This is a genomic window from Providencia manganoxydans, from assembly GCF_016618195.1.
Lineage (GTDB): Bacteria > Pseudomonadota > Gammaproteobacteria > Enterobacterales > Enterobacteriaceae > Providencia > Providencia manganoxydans.
The window spans coordinates 1162088-1177435 of the sequence record NZ_CP067099.1; the positions used below are offsets into that span (position 1 = coordinate 1162088).

The window sequence follows — 15348 nt, forward strand, 5'->3', positions numbered from 1 at the left end:
TTCATTCTTTTATCAATGTAATCTTTAATTAAATTATCTTTTGTAGATGACCTTATTTTGATTTAATAGATTGATGCATAAAAATCTTTAAAATTAAACTTATTAAAACTGAAAATGAAATAATAAATATTCCCTTGTTTATTAATAAGTAAGGGCTGCTCTGTGGTTTGATTTTTTATACTATGCTGATAAGCTATTGACAGACTATTTATAAATAACTAAGGTTACTATTATCTTATTAACTAATATAACTCAAGGTGCTCTTAAAATGAATAAATTAAAATCAGCAGTTTTATCTTTAGCTTTATTAAGCCCATTAGCATTTGCGGCTACTGAAATTAATTATACTAAATCCCTTGATTTAAAATTTGCAGGTACTGTCAATGTTGTTATGAATGAAGGGGTTGTTAATAATTATGTAGAAGCTATTTCACAAAAAGCGGATGAAAAGGGTGCGCAATATTTTGTGATTACTTCAGTTGAATCTGAAGGTAGTGGTAATAATGTTTCAGTGACAGCGAGTTTATATAAGAACTAATATATATTCGTTATAATTTAAGTTGTCGTGCTGCTAACTGAGTTCACGCGCATTCGTTTTATAGGCTCTATGTTGCTAGTGACTCGTTGACTAGCGGTACGATAAATTATTTAGAATAGATTTTTTATATTTCAAGCATGAATGTTTGAAAGATAAATTTAAGGTCGCTTTTATAACATATATTTGCGACCTTAATCATTTAAACCAAAGGTTACGCAGTTAAGCTTGAGCTGCGGTCACCATAACTTCAACAAGCACTTGATCACGAGCCATGTTGGCTTCTACAGCTGCGCGAGCGGGGCTACTTTCTGCTGGCATCCAGGCTTCCCAAACGCTGTTAAACGCTGCAAAATCACGCTCCATATTTTTAATCCACACTTGAGCAGAAAGGATCCGTGATTTATCACTACTACTGGCGGCGAGTAATGTATCAATTTTAGCAAGTACCTCTTGCGTTTGGGCGGTGATATCGCCAGTCAGATCGGTAGGAACTTGACCAGACAGATAGACTAAACCTGCATACTCAACACTGTCAGCTAAACGTGGTTTTGGGTTATTACGTTTGATCATCATAGTTATCTCGTTAATCCAGTTAAAGATATTGGTGAATGTTGCCCTGTGACTAGTTGGCTGAGTATTACAGCACTGCCTGCCGCTAATGTGAATCCTAAACTACCATGACCAATGTTTAACCAAAGGTTGTTGTATTCGGTTTTACCTAACATTGGAGGGCCTTTCGGGGTTGATGGGCGCAAACCACACCATGTTTCAGCATCATCAATGCTTTCTAAGCGAGGGAAGGTTTTTTTAATAATGTTTTTTAGCGCGACAATTCGATTGTTACGTAAGCCAAATTTATCATAGCCAATATCAACCATAGCAGCGACGCGTAGCTGTTGGTTGAGTTTTGCATAGACAATTTTATTACCATAGTCGGTCACATTCACTTTAGGGACAACATGCGGCTGTTCAGGATAAGGAATAGAAAGGCTATAGCCTTTTAATCCCAACATTGGAATATGAATGCCTAAAGGCTGTAGTAATTGGCGGCTACCATTACCAGCACAAACAATCACATCATCAGCAGAAATATTTCCCTGATTGGTTACAACTCCTGTGATACGTTTTTGTTGTTTAATAAATGAAATGACAGAGTGTTGTAAACATAATTTAAAATCAGTTTGTGTCGATAAATATTGAAGTAAGTTTTTACAGAATAAATAACAATCCGCACTTTCATCATCAGGTGCATAAATTGCTCCGACGAGTTGTGATTGAATATTTTTGAGTGAAGGCTCAAGAGTACTAATTTCATCTGCATTTAAAATTTGTTGAAATTGATGATCAACCGTTTCACAGGCTTTATTAAAGCTTTTTTTGTCACGATGAATAATTAATTTACCTGATTTTTCCCAAGCAAAATCACCAATATCACCATTAGTGCGCCATGTATTCATTATTTCCTGGCTTAATAATGATAATCTTAATTGGTGAGCACCATTAATTTTATTTGTTTTTCGATTACAGGCTAATGTAAATTGTGCTAGCCAAGCCCATTGTTGGAGTGAAAATTGTATTTTTAAATTGAGTGGAGAATCATTTTTTCCCATCCAACTTAAACCTTGTAATGGTACACCTGCATCAGCTAAAGGGGATACATAGCGGTAGCTAAGTTGACCACCATTGGCAAAACTGGTTTGCATACCCACATCGGATTCTGATTCTAATAAAGTGACTGCATGACCAGCCTTTATTAACGCATATGCAGTACTAAGACCGATAACGCCTGCACCAATGACCACCACATGTTTTTTCATCGTTATATACTCGTCATACTCCAAGTTGCAGTATTGTTGATTACGCTAACTCGCGTTAATCATTCATTTACTTACCGCTTAGCTGTTCCTCGAGTGATGAGAGTATTCGCAGCTAATAATAACGGAAGAGTTATTATTTAACGGCGAATGAGTTAACTAAACAATTGAGTTTTCATTGCTGGAGTATAACTTTTGGTTAACTCCTTTATTTCTTTTTTCGAGGGTTTGTGACAAGGTGTTTACATAATTTTGTGCGGCTTTAGTTAATGGTCTGTCTGCACGATGGAAGACAGAAACAGCCAGCTGTAGGTTTTCTTTGAGCGGATAGATCATTGATTTTGGCAATGTATGCTCAGCTGAGAAAATATCGGTAATACTGCAACCCAAACCCGCCCGAACAAATTCTGCTGCCATATGGTAGGTGTGTACACTAATATTTGAGACAGAAAACTCATGGTATCGCTGTAATAATTGCGATAATGAGTCTGAACCTGGGTGGATCCAGCGTTCTTGATCAATATCTGCGAGTGAAATGGGTCCTTGGTGTTTTTCGGTATCAACATAAACCAAAGGAATTTCGGCGATCGGTAATACGGTAATGCCGCCTTCAATAGCAAGGTTAAAGCCGATCCCAATATCCAAATCTTGTTGGGTTAACAATTGCAGAATATCAACGGTATGGTGAGTACCAATAGTGAGTTTAATATTAGGGTGTTTTTTAATAAATTGTGCAGTCACTTCAGGTACCAAGTTTAAACCGAGGCTTGGTAAGCAACCAATAGCTAATTTACCTTGTGGGTTTTTTGATAAATTTTGAGCCAAAATTCGCAGGCGATCTAAATTTCGATATACTTCTTTGGCTTCATCAAACAATAACAGCGCTTCATCTGTGGGTAATAATTTACCGCGGATCCGTTGAAATAATACTAGCCCTAATTGCTGCTCTGCGTGTTTAAGTGCCTTACTTGCTGCGGGTTGAGATATGTGTAAAACCTCAGCTGCACGAGTTAATGAGCCGCAAGTCATTACCGCGTAAAAAATATCAAGATGTCGTAATTTCATTCTATGAGCCTTAAATTTTTATCTCAAACGCTATTCTAGCGAATAAATTACAAATATTCAGGCAAGTAGGTCAATATTCACGGTTTATACTCGTCATACTTCAAGTTGCAATGTTGTTGGTGTTCTTCATTCGCGCTAGTCACATCTTTTTATGGTTCCCGCGATTGATGTACTTGCCGCTTAACTGCCGTCGAATTATTTAGAATATGGATGATTTTATTTTATTAGGTGGGAGCGGATTAATTTTAGATTTTTGATGACGAAATAGCTCAGTGTATACCCCATCATCCATAACAATGGTTTATGAGGTACACACTGAGAGAAAAGCGTTAATTCAAGTAGGTTCCTATCTCAATAAATATTTTAATTAGAATACTATTGGCAATATCTACGATAAAAGCACCAACCATGGGAACAACGAGGAAGGCTTTATGTGATGGTGCAAATGCTTTGGTCACCGTTTGCATATTAGCAATAGCTGTTGGTGTAGCCCCCATACCAAATCCACAATGTCCCGCACTAATTACGACGGCGTCGTAGTCTTTCCCCATCATCCTGAAGGTAACAAAGCAAGCAAATAACACCATAACCACGGTTTGTACTGCGATAATTATCAGTACCGGCCCTGCCATACTGGCGAGTTGGCCAAATTTTAATGACATTAATGCCATGGCTAAAAACAGTGATAAAGCAACGCTACCCAGTACATCGACGGTAGGCTCAAAGACTTCGTGTTTAAATACATGAGCCAAAGTATTACGAATAATAATACCGACAAATAAGCACCATACAAAAGTCGGTAATTGGAATACAGTATCTTTAAATAAGGTACTGATATAACCGCCCACAACAATACAGATAATTAGCATTGAAATGGTTTCGATAACATTATTTGCGTTAATTTTTCTCTTAACACTCGGTTGTTCGAAAGCTTCAACAATAGTGTCGCGCTCTTGCTCAGTCGCTTTTGGAATAGTGACTTTCTTTAATAAATGGCGTGCAACTGGGCCACCAATAAGTCCGCCTAATACCAAACCGAGTGTTGCACAAGCCATTGCTAACTCTACGGCACCCTCAACCCCATATTTATCTGCAAGTATTGGTCCCCAAGCACCCGCATTACCATGACCACCTGTCAAAGTTACTGAACCGGCAATTAAACCAATGAATGGACTTTCATTCATTACTACTGCCATTCCCATTCCTACGGTATTTTGAATCGCGATCAAAATAGTTACGGCGATGGTTAATAAAACAAGGGGTTTTCCGCCTTTAATTAATCGTGAAAAATCGGAACTTAATCCAATCGAAGAGAAAAATGCGATCATTAATAAGCTTTGTAATGAAGAGTCGAATATAAATGTGTAGCCTGATGTTTTATCAATAATTAACAGAATAATAGCAACAATAAAGCCCCCAACGACGGCTTCAGGGATGTGGTTTTTTTGGAGAAATGGTGTAAATTTGACCACAAACATCCCAATCAGTAGCGCGACACAAGCGACTAATAATGTATAACTGGCATCTAAAGTCATTATTTTACCTCAAGTAGTTTACCAGATTTTCACTATAACAATTTAACATTAGTGAAAAATGAAATTACTTTGCTTAACCAATTTTTAACAATGAGTTTTGTTTGGGTATCCATAACCTTTGGTTAATAGAGGTATAATTTAATCGGAATGTGTTTGTTGAGTTTTACTTAGTTGGTTGAAATGTTATTTTTCTATTTAACTCGATAATCCTAGTTACCATGCGGCTCAGGTAAGACCTCTCACAATATATGTACGACAGGGTTGAATAAATAATAAACATTGCCAATGTGATGAGGCTAATTACTCGCTATGCCTCGCTAATTTAAAGAACTGTGAAGTACGACATAAAACTATGATGCTTCTATTTAGTGATTTATCGGTGTGTGATTTTTTATTCGTCGTCATTGAAAGGGAAGATAACCCGACGAGCAGGCTATCGAGAAACGATCACTTATAAAAAAGTGAGTGTGATATTTAAAATATATTTTAAACGTTAAGCTGTTTTTCTAATCCACTAATAATCATTTCAAGCCCAAATAAGAACGCAGGTTCGGCGCCTTGTTTATCTAGTAATGTAATAGCTTGTTGTAATAGTGGCGGAGTCAGGTTGATATCTGAATTCTCACGTTGATCTTTGGCTGCTTGATGCTCTTGATCTTCTAATACACAACCTAATGTAAAATGGCCAATTGCACTAAGGGCATATAATGCATGCTCTAATGAAAAGCCTTGCTGACATAAAAATGCTAACTGCTTTTCAATGGTTTGATATTGTTTCTCTGTTGGTCGAGTTCCCAAGTGTACTTTAGCGCCATCACGATAGCTTAATAGTGCACATCTAAAGCTTTTGGCATTATTGCGCAAAAAATCTTGCCAACTTTCCCCTTCTAAAGGGCAAAAATGCGTATGGTGCTGTTCTAACATTTCAACGGCTAATGCATCAAGCAATGACCGCTTATTTTTAACATGCCAGTACAGTGTCGGTTGTTCGACACCCAGCTTTTGTGCCAATTTTCGTGTTGTTAAACCTTCCATACCTACTTCATTGAGTAGTTCGAGTGCGCTGCTAATGACTTTGCTTTTGTCTAATTTTGCCATGTTCGACTCCTATTTAATGGTTGACACTCTATCACCGATAGAGTTATTTTACCACCACCCTATCACTGATAGAGAAATTGCGGAATGAAGAAATCAACCAGTATTGCACTAGTGATTACGTTGCTAGATGCCATGGGGATTGGATTGATAATGCCAGTCTTACCAACACTATTACGTGAATTTATTACAACTGAAAATATTGCTAATCATTTTGGTGTGTTGTTAGCGCTATATGCATTGATGCAGGTTATTTTTGCACCATGGTTAGGTAAGATGTCGGATCGTTTTGGACGACGACCTATTTTGTTGTTGTCATTAATTGGCGCATCGCTAGATTATTTATTGTTGGCATTTTCTAGTGCGCTTTGGATGCTGTATTTAGGCCGATTACTTTCAGGGATCACTGGAGCTACAGGAGCGGTTGCTGCTTCCGTTATCGCAGATACTACATCGGTCTCCGAGCGTGTTAAATGGTTTGGACGATTAGGTGCAAGTTTTGGTGTAGGATTAATTGCAGGCCCTATTATTGGTGGTTTTGCTGGCTCTATTTCTGCTCATAGTCCATTCTTTATTGCTGCATTTTTGAATATAGTGACTTTCTTTGTCGTGATGTCAGTGTTTGGTGAAACCCGAAAGATAACAGAGAGTACAGATATTGATACGGCGGTTAAGCAAAAATCAAATTCGGTATATATAACATTAATAAAAAGTATGCCCATTTTATTAATTATTTATTTTTCAGCACAGTTAATTGGGCAGATACCCGCAACGGTATGGGTATTGTTTACTGAAAACCGTTTTGCATGGAATAGTATGATGGTCGGTTTCTCTTTGGCTGGGCTAGGATGCTTGCATGCGCTTTTTCAGGCGTTTGTAGCCGGACGTATCGCCTCAATATGGGGAGAAAAAACCGCGATAATTGTTGGGTTTGTTGCTGATAGTAGTGCTTTTGCTTTATTAGCGATTATCTCTGAAGGTTGGTTAGTATTCCCAATTTTAATCCTATTAGCGGCTGGTGGTATTGCACTACCTGCATTGCAAGGATTGATGTCCGTTCAGGTAAATAGTCAGCAACAAGGGGCTTTACAAGGCTTATTAGTCAGCTTGACTAATGCAACAGGGGTCATTGGTCCTGTGTTGTTTGCATTAATCTATAATCACACATTAGCAATCTGGGATGGTTGGGTTTGGATAATTGGTTTGATATGTTATTTAGTGGTTGTTTTACTATCGGTTATTTTTATGTTTAACCCACAAAAACTATTGAGTGAGTAAAAGCATTGTATCGAATATATTATATAAAGTTTATTTTATGGGATTGTTTGACAATGACCTAATTAGGTCGGGAAAAATAGAATCATATTCATAAAACCGAATGTAAATAGATTAAAGGGAATATATGTTTCTTAATTGTTAACTGTTCTATGTTGTTAGCTTTATTACATTAATATTAACGCGGTTATTAAATTCAAACCTCGTTACTTTATTTTGATTGTTGTTTGATTTGAATGCATTTTCACTGACTTTTTATGATTATAAATTTAGATTGCCTTGAATTTAAATGTTTTTATTTTTAAAACTATTCAATTAAAGAATAGCATTAAAGTTGTTTCTATATTTTTGGGTTTTTTATTTTGCTATTGCTTTTTGTTATTATCAAAAGGTAATAACAGAGCTTTACTTTTATCTACTATCTGTTTTTTGGGGATGATATGTTAGAGATAATTATATCTGCATTATTACCTATTGTTGTCACATTGGCTTTAGGTTATTTTGCAGCATGGCACAAAGATTTTAATTCAGATCAAAGTACCATTTTAAACCGTTTGGTTATGTTGTATGCACTACCATTAACGTTATTTTCTGGAATGCTAGGTGTTAAACGCTCAGTATTGCTAGAGCAAAGTGATATGGCGTTAGTGTTATTTATCAGTATGGTGGGAGCTTACATTGTTGTATTCGTTGTTTCCCATTCTGTTTTCCGCCGTAGTAAACCAATCGCTGCATTACAAGCATTGGCAGTTGCTGCACCTTCAGGTCCTTTCATTGGTATTCCTGTTTTAGGTTTTCTGTATGGTGAATTAAGTTCGATACCGGTTTCTTTATGCGGAATAATTATTAACTTAATTTTGGTTCCATTTACATTATTTTCGTTATCCACTTACTCGTCAAATAAAGATGGTGGTAATTCAAAGGTAAGTATAGCTTCTAATCTAAAAAATACACTCAAAGAGCCAATAATTTGGATGCCTGTACTGGCTTTTATTATTTTGATTTTGGATTTTGAAATCCCTGAGAATATATTAAAGTCATTAAAATTATTAGGAACCACTACAGGGGGAATAGCACTATTTTCGACAGGAATTATTCTCTATAGTCAAAAAGTGACGTTTAATTTGACCATTTTGACGTCGGTCATTACAAAAAATATTATCGTTCCGGTTATTACTCTCGGTATTTGTCTACTGATGGCGATAAAGGGAACAGTAGCTGATCTGTCTATTATGACAATTGCATTACCAGCAGCAACAATCAGTGTAATATTAGCGATGCAATATAAAATTGCTGAGCAAGAAATGGCGTCAACCTTCTTTTTTAGTACGGTATTATCCATTGCCACCATGGCAGCGTTTTTAGTGTATTTACATTAATTGAGCCGTAATCATTATTTGCTTATTGGAGTTTTTAGATGAAAAAGACCATCCGCCAAGTGACATTCGATTTATTACGTGAGTTGGATATCACAACCGTTTTTGGTAACCCTGGTTCAACCGAAGAAACTTTTCTAAAAGATTTTCCGGCTGATTTTCGCTATATCCAAACATTACAAGAAGCTTCTGCGGTTGCTGCTGCTGATGGATATGCACAATCAACTCGTAAAGTCGCAATGGTTAATGTCCATACTTCGGCGGGGCTAAGTAATGCAATGAGTAATATTCTCACTGCATTTATGAATAGAACACCATTAATCGTGACTGCGGGTAACCAAACGCGTGAAATGTTGCTTATGGAACCATGGTTAACGAATATTGAGCCAGAAACTTTACCAAAGCCATGGGTGAAGTGGAGTTATCAACCTGCACGTGCCGAAGATGTGCCCGCTGCGTTTATGCGAGCCTATGCGATGGCATTACAGCCACCAGCAGGCCCTGTATTTTTATCTATCCCATTAGATGATTGGGATAAACCTGCGCTTGATGAACAGGCTGTGGTTCGTTCTATACCTCAGCGTATCGGTTATGATCCTGTTCGTTTAAAAGAATTTGCAGATGCATTAACAGCGGCTAAAAATCCAGTATTGATTTATGGTTCTGCAATTGCGCGTGGACAAGGTTGGGATGCAGGGATCAAACTGGCTGAAAAATTAAATATTCCAGTATGGGCTGCACCTGCGTCGGAACGTCCTGCTTTCCCTGAAACGCATCCGTTGTATGCTGGTGGTTTACCATTTGCGATTAAGTCACTCTCAGAAAAACTTGAAGGCCATGACCTTGCATTGGTGATTGGTGCGCCTGTTTTCCGTTATTACCCTTATGTTGCGGGTAGCTATATTCCTGAAGGATTGCGTTTGTTGCATATTACTGATGATCCCGTTGAGATTGGCCGTGCACCTGTTGGTGACAGCTTATTGAGTGATGCAGTACTTGCCGTAGAAGGGTTAACTGAATTGGTGGCAGCAAGAGCAGCACAATCACAAGCTGTGACTAAGCAAGCTCATAATATGGCTCCACATCCGGTAGCTGCGGAGTCTGTAAATACGTCTTCGACATTAAGTGCCGCAGAATTATTCCGTGCACTGCGTGATGTTTCACCGAAAGAAACAGTATTAGTTGAAGAATCGCCTTCTAACTTAGCTGAGTTACATCGTGAGTGGCCGATTGAACAGCCTGATTCATTCTACACCTTTGCGAGCGGTTCTTTAGGTTGGAACTTACCGGCAAGTGTTGGTATTGCATTAGGTGAAAAAGACAGTGGTCGTAATCGTCCTGTGCTAGCGATTATTGGTGATGGCTCAATGCAGTATTCAATTCAAGGTTTATGGAGTGCGGCGCAGCAAAAGCTGCCAATTGTTTTTGTTATTCCGAAAAATAGTGAATATGCAATTTTAAAATCGTTTGCGGTTTTAGAAGAGACTCCAGGCGTACCGGGGCTGGATATACCGGGGCTTGATATTGTCGCATTAGCGAAAGGCTATGGCTGTTCAGCGGTTAGGGCTGAGACCGTTGAGGAAGTGAAAGCAGCATGTAAAGAAGCGTTTAACCGAGAAGGGCCTACAGTGATAGAAGTCCCTATTTTACCTTCTATCCCACCATTGATTTAATCTTGATAGCCGACGGCATTTGCTGTCGGCTGTTTATACTCTTCTATTATTGATGGTTTTTTACTCAAAACCTCGATCCTCATCCCAAAACAAGAAATGTCCACTAAAGCCAGATTTTTTATTCAAGCTAACTCGAAAATTCAATATCGATTGAAAAGCCAGTGGTAAATAAGGAATGCCTGCTAAGTGGAAATTTATAGTTCTAGCTATTGAATTATTTCCATCAATAAATGGAAATAATGTGCCTGCACAGTTATCAGTGATTTCGTTAGTCTGACATGGTTATTTTATATTCACTTTTTACGGTGAAAAAGTAGTTCCACATCGCTATTTAATTAGGAAATTGATCATGTCAAAAAAGTTATCTATTTGGGCAGCTTCAGTCATGTTTGCTAGTACCTCTTTGATGGCTGCACCGCAGTTTGCATGGGTTGGCACTTATAGTCCCAATGGAGAAGGAGTGTATCGTTTTGATATGGATAATCAAACTGGCCAATTAACTAATAAAGTGCTGGCTGCACCATTAACCAATGCAGCGCAATTGGTACTCTCTCATAATGGTAAAGTGCTTTATGCAGGTAGTGAGACAGAAAAAGGCACGATCCATGCTTGGAAAATCAATACCGATGGTTCATTGCAGGCGCTAAATAACGTACCTTCGGGCGGCGATGGCCCAGTTTATTTATCACTAACACCAGATGGGCGTTATCTATTAGTTGCTAACTATCACAGCGGCGCGGTGTCTGTATTACCAATCCAAGATGATGGTAGTTTACAGCCAGCAAGCGATATTATTCAGCATGAAGGCCCCGCGGGGGCAGCTTATCCTGAAGCTGCGGTTGAAGGGAGTTTTGCGATTAGCGATCATAATGGCCCGCATGCACACATGATAGCGACCGATCCTTCAGGTAAATATGTGTTCACTACCGATCTTGGACTTGATCGTATATATCAATACAAGTTGGATCAAAAAAATGGCAAATTAATCGCCAATGATCCGCCATATATTATGGCTTCTTCGAAAGGCGCTGGACCTCGCCATTTTGTGTTTTCTAAACTTGATGGACATGTCTGGTTAGTTAACGAAGAAGCGTCAACTTTAACTCAATATCAATTTGATAAACAAAAAGGCCTATTGCAGGAAGGAACAACAGTATCATCATTACCTGATAATTATAAAGGCACTAATTTTATTTCAGGGATTGTCGAAAGCCAAGATGGTCAACATTTATATGTAGGTAACCGATTATATAACAGCATTGCACACTTTAACATCAATAAAGATGGCTCGTTAAGTAAACCGACGCAAACATGGACACGCGGTGATTATCCAAGAACATTAACGCTATCACCAAATGGTAAATATCTTTATGCCATGAATCAGCGTAGTGACAATATCACTCGTTTTAGTGTTGATGCTAATTCAGGGGAACTTAAATTTGTGGATGATTATGTACCGGTAGGTGCGCCTTCTCAAATGGTGATCAATGAGGCAAAATAGTGGTTAAGTGATTAAGAGTAGCGTTTGATTACGCTACTTTTTTTAAAAAAAAACAATATAGGAATTAGTATGTCAGGATCAAATAAATTGTGTGGTGAAAGGATCCGTAGTGCGACAGGGAATAATAAGCGTTTATCGCGTTTTGAAATCAATGAAATTAAACATGCAATTGAGATCGAGAACGCTAAGTGTAAACGTAAAGGCAAAAAGCCTAAGCTCGCTCAAGTGGTGCGCTTTCACTGCGGATGTAATTGTTTTTCAGTTAACGTTAATTAGCACTCGATTGGCATCGAGTGCTTAATAGGAGATTAATGTTTAACCAACGTAGAAAAGTAATACACCAATGGCACAGCTAACACCCATAGACTAATTGGGATCTCTTTCCATTTACCAGCCACTGCCTTAATTAAAATATAGAACAGTAATCCACCTGCAATACCTGTCCCGAAACTATTGGCAATTAACGTAATCATCACCATCATTAAAACAGGTAATCCATCGGTAAAGTTCGCTAGGTCAACTTTACGTAATCCACTAAACATATTCAGGCCAATTAATATTAGCGCTGGTGCGGTTGCTTGTGCAGGGATCATTAGTGCAATTGGTGTGAATAACAGCATCAGTAAGAACATGATAGCGGCGGCGAGGGCAGTCATACCTGTTTTACCACCAGCTTCTGCCGCTGCTGAAGACTCAATTAAAGCCGTTGCGGCAGGAATACCAACCCAAGGGCCTAGTGCCGCAGCGATTGAATCCACGATAAAAGGACGGTTGATATTCGGCATGTTGCCTTCTTTATCAAGTAATCCTGCTTCTCCACCAACGGCAAGAGTGGTTCCCATGGTAGAAAAGAATTCAGCGGCAAAGAAGACAAATAAAAAGGGTAAGAAGGCGATATTTAATGCCCCAATTAAATCCACTTGACCAAAAACGGGTGCAACAGAGTGGGGGATCCCAATAAAGCTATCTGGTAGTTTGGTGACACCAAACGGAATACCAATAGCCGTGGCAAATAAGATAGCCCATAAAATGGCGCCGGGTATACGGCGAGCTTGCAATGCAATGGCTAAAAAGAAGCCAGCTAACGCCACTAGCGCCCCCGGTGATAGAAAATCGCCTAACATTAATGCGTTCGTTTTTGGATTAGCTAAGACTAAGCCAGCGTTACGAAAGCCTAAGATAGCTACGAATAGCCCAATAGAGGCTGTTAAACCGAGTTTAATTGATTGTGGAACTGAGCGCGTCACTACTTCACGCAAGCCAAATTTAGTGAGAAGGAAAAATAAGATCCCTGACCAACAGGCAATGCCGAGACCTATTTGCCAATCGATGCCCTCGCTGCCTGCTAGAGTTATACCGACGAGCACAGAGCCACCGATCCCAGGCCCAACCACGAAAGGTAAGTTTGCATAGAATGCCATCAGTAGGCTAGCAAGCACAAAAACAATAATCGTTCCTGTGGTCGCTGCACCTTTATCCATTCCACCAGCAGCTAGCAGACCCGGTATAACAACCAGTAAATAAGCTGCGGCAAGAAAACCGGTTATACCAGCAAGACATTCAGTTCTGACTGTACTACCACGTGAACGCAATGCAAAACGTTTTTCTAGCCAACTCCCTGATGTTGGCGTTTTAAGCATGTTGTCAGCCATTAATTGGCTCTCCTGTCATTATTGTTGTTATGGGTTGCAATAACGGCATCAACAATTTCACGAGTTGTGCCATCGGTTAGCCCTAAATCGGTTAAATGGGGGCCTGCATTACATGCAAGACAGGTGCCCTCGATAGCCTTAAATACACGATATGGAGGCTCCCAATCTGCGATTTGGCTACTGAGTTCACGCAATTGACGAAATTGTTTTGCAAGTTGTTCTGCTGGAAGGTCAGATAGCATACCGGCAATTGGCATGGCAACATGGGCAAGCACTTTACCATTTTGTACTAAGGCCATTCCGCCGCCACTTTCGATCAGTAGATTAGCGGCTTGTGCCATATCGTCCGCATTACGGCCGAGTACCACTAAGTTATGTGAATCATGGGAATAGCTGGTGGCAATCGCTCCACGTAGCTCTCCCCAGCCTTCTAATAAAGCGATTTGTGGATTGGCTTGGTGGCGGCCATGACGGTGTTGTACGCGGATCACACTAAAGCCATCGGGGATCTGTACTTGACCATTACAGATCTGTACATCAACTTCTCCCCATTGAGTAAAGCGCGCACCGCTGATATGACGTAAACGTGCACTTCCTTCGGTTATATTTTTTATTTGCAGTGTGCATTCTTTAGCTGTGACTGGCGATAAATGCATCGTGTCTCTAGGAGGCAATACATCTTGCTCTGTGGCTAATGTTTTAAATAATTGACCATTTTTCGCGATGTGCTCACCTGCAACATACACATGTTTTGCTTGCAGTTTTTTCAGTGAATCAAACACGACTAAATCAGCACGACGGCCTGCGGCAATTAAGCCAAGATCGGGGCGTTGTAAACGGATAGCAGCGTTTAAAGTGGCAAATCGCAATACATCGGTAGCTTGCATGCCATGTTCAATCAGTAAATTGAGCAGGGCGATAATACCGCCTTTTTCAATTAACACATCGGGTGGAACATCATCGGTACATACTGTGATTTGGGAGGACAGATGGGGAAGTTTTTGCAGTTCAGCCACAATATCAGGTAGCAAATATGGATGAGAACCGCGAATTTCGAGTGTTAGACCTGCGCGTAATTTTTCTAATGCATCTTCAGCAGAGGTGAGTTCATGATCGGAGGTAACGCCTGCGGCAAGGTAGGCTTGCAGATCGGCTCCTTTTAATCCTCTGGCATGCCCTTCAATCAATTTTCCAGATGCTAAACCCGCGTTTAGAATACCTTCCATCCGCTCGCTACCATGCAATACCCCGAACATATCCATAACTTCAGCAACACCATGGACTTCGGGCCAACTTAACATGGTTGACATTTCGTCACCTGCAAAATCGGCTCCGGACATTTCTAGCCCTGGTGTTGAAGGTACAGATGAAGGGGCGGCAACCATAACATGCAGTGGTAAGTTACGGCTTGCTTCTATGGCATAGCGTACCCCTTCCAAACCCAGTACGTTAGCTAACTCATGAGGATCCCAAAACACCGCAGTAGTACCTTGAGTGAGAACAATTTCAGCATAACGGTTAGGTGGGAGGTGTGAACTTTCTAGATGGACGTGAGTATCAATTAGACCCGGTGAGATAAAATAACCATTGAGATTATGAATTTCGTTCGCATCAAGGCGGCTACCTGTTGGATGTACACTCGCAATCAACGAATCGACAATACCGATGTCTGCGGCACGGATTTCCCCTGTCACCATATCGACAATATTGGCTTGAGTGAGAAGAAGATCAAAAGGAATTTCTCCTTTTGCCGCTTGTACTGCACGACGTCGGCTATAATTGGTTATACTCATAAAACACCATCATTAAATGATTCTTTGCCAC

13 protein-coding genes are annotated in these 15348 nt (G+C 39.6%); 6 read left to right on the forward strand and 7 right to left on the reverse strand.

Annotated elements, in window-relative coordinates:
* Positions 1 to 268 precede the first annotated feature (268 nt).
* Positions 269 to 538, forward strand: a complete 270-nt coding sequence (locus JI723_RS05105; protein ID WP_140181443.1) for a YdgH/BhsA/McbA family protein — start codon at positions 269 to 271, stop codon at positions 536 to 538.
* Between the two features lie 219 nt (positions 539 to 757).
* Here JI723_RS05105 and JI723_RS05110 read toward each other — a convergent pair whose 3' ends face one another.
* From JI723_RS05110 to tetR, 5 genes are all read right to left on the reverse strand, one after another.
* Entirely contained in the window at positions 758 to 1111 is a 354-nt protein-coding gene (locus JI723_RS05110; protein WP_272580278.1) for a RidA family protein, read from the reverse strand.
* Positions 1112 to 1113: 2 nt separating this feature from the next.
* Entirely contained in the window at positions 1114 to 2355 is a 1242-nt protein-coding gene (locus JI723_RS05115) for a D-amino acid dehydrogenase (RefSeq protein WP_140181445.1), read from the reverse strand.
* A gap of 156 nt (positions 2356 to 2511) precedes the next feature.
* Positions 2512 to 3417 (reverse strand): LysR family transcriptional regulator, encoded by a 906-nt coding sequence (locus JI723_RS05120; RefSeq protein ID WP_140181447.1) that lies wholly within the window; start codon positions 3415 to 3417, stop codon positions 2512 to 2514.
* Positions 3418 to 3746: 329 nt separating this feature from the next.
* Positions 3747 to 4952, reverse strand: coding sequence for a sodium/glutamate symporter (gltS, locus tag JI723_RS05125; protein ID WP_272580277.1), 1206 nt, complete (start codon positions 4950 to 4952; stop codon positions 3747 to 3749).
* A 486-nt stretch (positions 4953 to 5438) separates the two neighbouring features.
* On the reverse strand, positions 5439 to 6050 hold the full coding sequence (gene tetR / locus JI723_RS05130; protein ID WP_070926381.1) for a tetracycline resistance transcriptional repressor TetR: 612 nt from the start codon (positions 6048 to 6050) through the stop codon (positions 5439 to 5441).
* A gap of 84 nt (positions 6051 to 6134) precedes the next feature.
* Here tetR and tet point away from each other — a divergent pair, with 84 nt between their 5' ends.
* From tet to JI723_RS05155, 5 genes are all read left to right on the forward strand, one after another.
* Positions 6135 to 7325 carry a Tet(A)/Tet(B)/Tet(C) family tetracycline efflux MFS transporter gene (gene tet, locus JI723_RS05135; protein ID WP_070926379.1) on the forward strand — a complete coding sequence of 397 codons (1191 nt, stop codon included), beginning with the start codon at positions 6135 to 6137 and terminating at the stop codon, positions 7323 to 7325.
* Positions 7326 to 7762: 437 nt separating this feature from the next.
* A complete protein-coding gene (locus JI723_RS05140; protein ID WP_140181454.1) occupies positions 7763 to 8701 on the forward strand; it encodes an AEC family transporter in 939 nt (312 codons plus the stop codon).
* A gap of 38 nt (positions 8702 to 8739) precedes the next feature.
* Entirely contained in the window at positions 8740 to 10371 is a 1632-nt protein-coding gene (gene mdlC, locus JI723_RS05145; RefSeq protein ID WP_070926377.1) for a benzoylformate decarboxylase, read from the forward strand.
* Positions 10372 to 10720: 349 nt separating this feature from the next.
* Complete coding sequence (locus JI723_RS05150; RefSeq protein ID WP_420704846.1) at positions 10721 to 11872, forward strand: lactonase family protein; 1152 nt, start codon at positions 10721 to 10723, stop codon at positions 11870 to 11872.
* A 69-nt stretch (positions 11873 to 11941) separates the two neighbouring features.
* Positions 11942 to 12148 (forward strand): hypothetical protein, encoded by a 207-nt coding sequence (locus tag JI723_RS05155; protein WP_140181456.1) that lies wholly within the window; start codon positions 11942 to 11944, stop codon positions 12146 to 12148.
* A gap of 32 nt (positions 12149 to 12180) precedes the next feature.
* Here the strand turns inward: JI723_RS05155 and JI723_RS05160 are convergent, their stop codons facing one another.
* Entirely contained in the window at positions 12181 to 13524 is a 1344-nt protein-coding gene (locus JI723_RS05160; protein ID WP_070926370.1) for an NCS2 family permease, read from the reverse strand.
* Complete coding sequence (locus JI723_RS05165; protein WP_070926368.1) at positions 13524 to 15317, reverse strand: adenine deaminase; 1794 nt, start codon at positions 15315 to 15317, stop codon at positions 13524 to 13526. The genes JI723_RS05160 and JI723_RS05165 overlap by 1 nt, the downstream gene beginning before the upstream one ends.
* Between the last annotated feature and the right edge of the window lie 31 nt (positions 15318 to 15348).

Excerpts from the sequence above, each read along its gene's own strand:
- JI723_RS05165 (WP_070926368.1), bottom strand. The coding sequence starts at position 15,317 with ATGAGTATAACCAATTATAGCCGACGTCGTGCAGTACAAGCGGCAAAA.
- JI723_RS05110 (WP_272580278.1), bottom strand. The coding sequence starts at position 1,111 with ATGATGATCAAACGTAATAACCCAAAACCACGTTTAGCTGACAGTGTT.
- JI723_RS05160 (WP_070926370.1), bottom strand. The coding sequence starts at position 13,524 with ATGGCTGACAACATGCTTAAAACGCCAACATCAGGGAGTTGGCTAGAA.
- tetR (WP_070926381.1), bottom strand. The coding sequence starts at position 6,050 with ATGGCAAAATTAGACAAAAGCAAAGTCATTAGCAGCGCACTCGAACTA.
- JI723_RS05155 (WP_140181456.1), top strand. The coding sequence starts at position 11,942 with ATGTCAGGATCAAATAAATTGTGTGGTGAAAGGATCCGTAGTGCGACA.
- JI723_RS05150 (WP_420704846.1), top strand. The coding sequence starts at position 10,721 with ATGTCAAAAAAGTTATCTATTTGGGCAGCTTCAGTCATGTTTGCTAGT.
- gltS (WP_272580277.1), bottom strand. The coding sequence starts at position 4,952 with ATGACTTTAGATGCCAGTTATACATTATTAGTCGCTTGTGTCGCGCTA.
- tet (WP_070926379.1), top strand. The coding sequence starts at position 6,135 with ATGAAGAAATCAACCAGTATTGCACTAGTGATTACGTTGCTAGATGCC.
- JI723_RS05120 (WP_140181447.1), bottom strand. The coding sequence starts at position 3,417 with ATGAAATTACGACATCTTGATATTTTTTACGCGGTAATGACTTGCGGC.
- mdlC (WP_070926377.1), top strand. The coding sequence starts at position 8,740 with ATGAAAAAGACCATCCGCCAAGTGACATTCGATTTATTACGTGAGTTG.
- JI723_RS05140 (WP_140181454.1), top strand. The coding sequence starts at position 7,763 with ATGTTAGAGATAATTATATCTGCATTATTACCTATTGTTGTCACATTG.
- JI723_RS05115 (WP_140181445.1), bottom strand. The coding sequence starts at position 2,355 with ATGAAAAAACATGTGGTGGTCATTGGTGCAGGCGTTATCGGTCTTAGT.
- JI723_RS05105 (WP_140181443.1), top strand. The coding sequence starts at position 269 with ATGAATAAATTAAAATCAGCAGTTTTATCTTTAGCTTTATTAAGCCCA.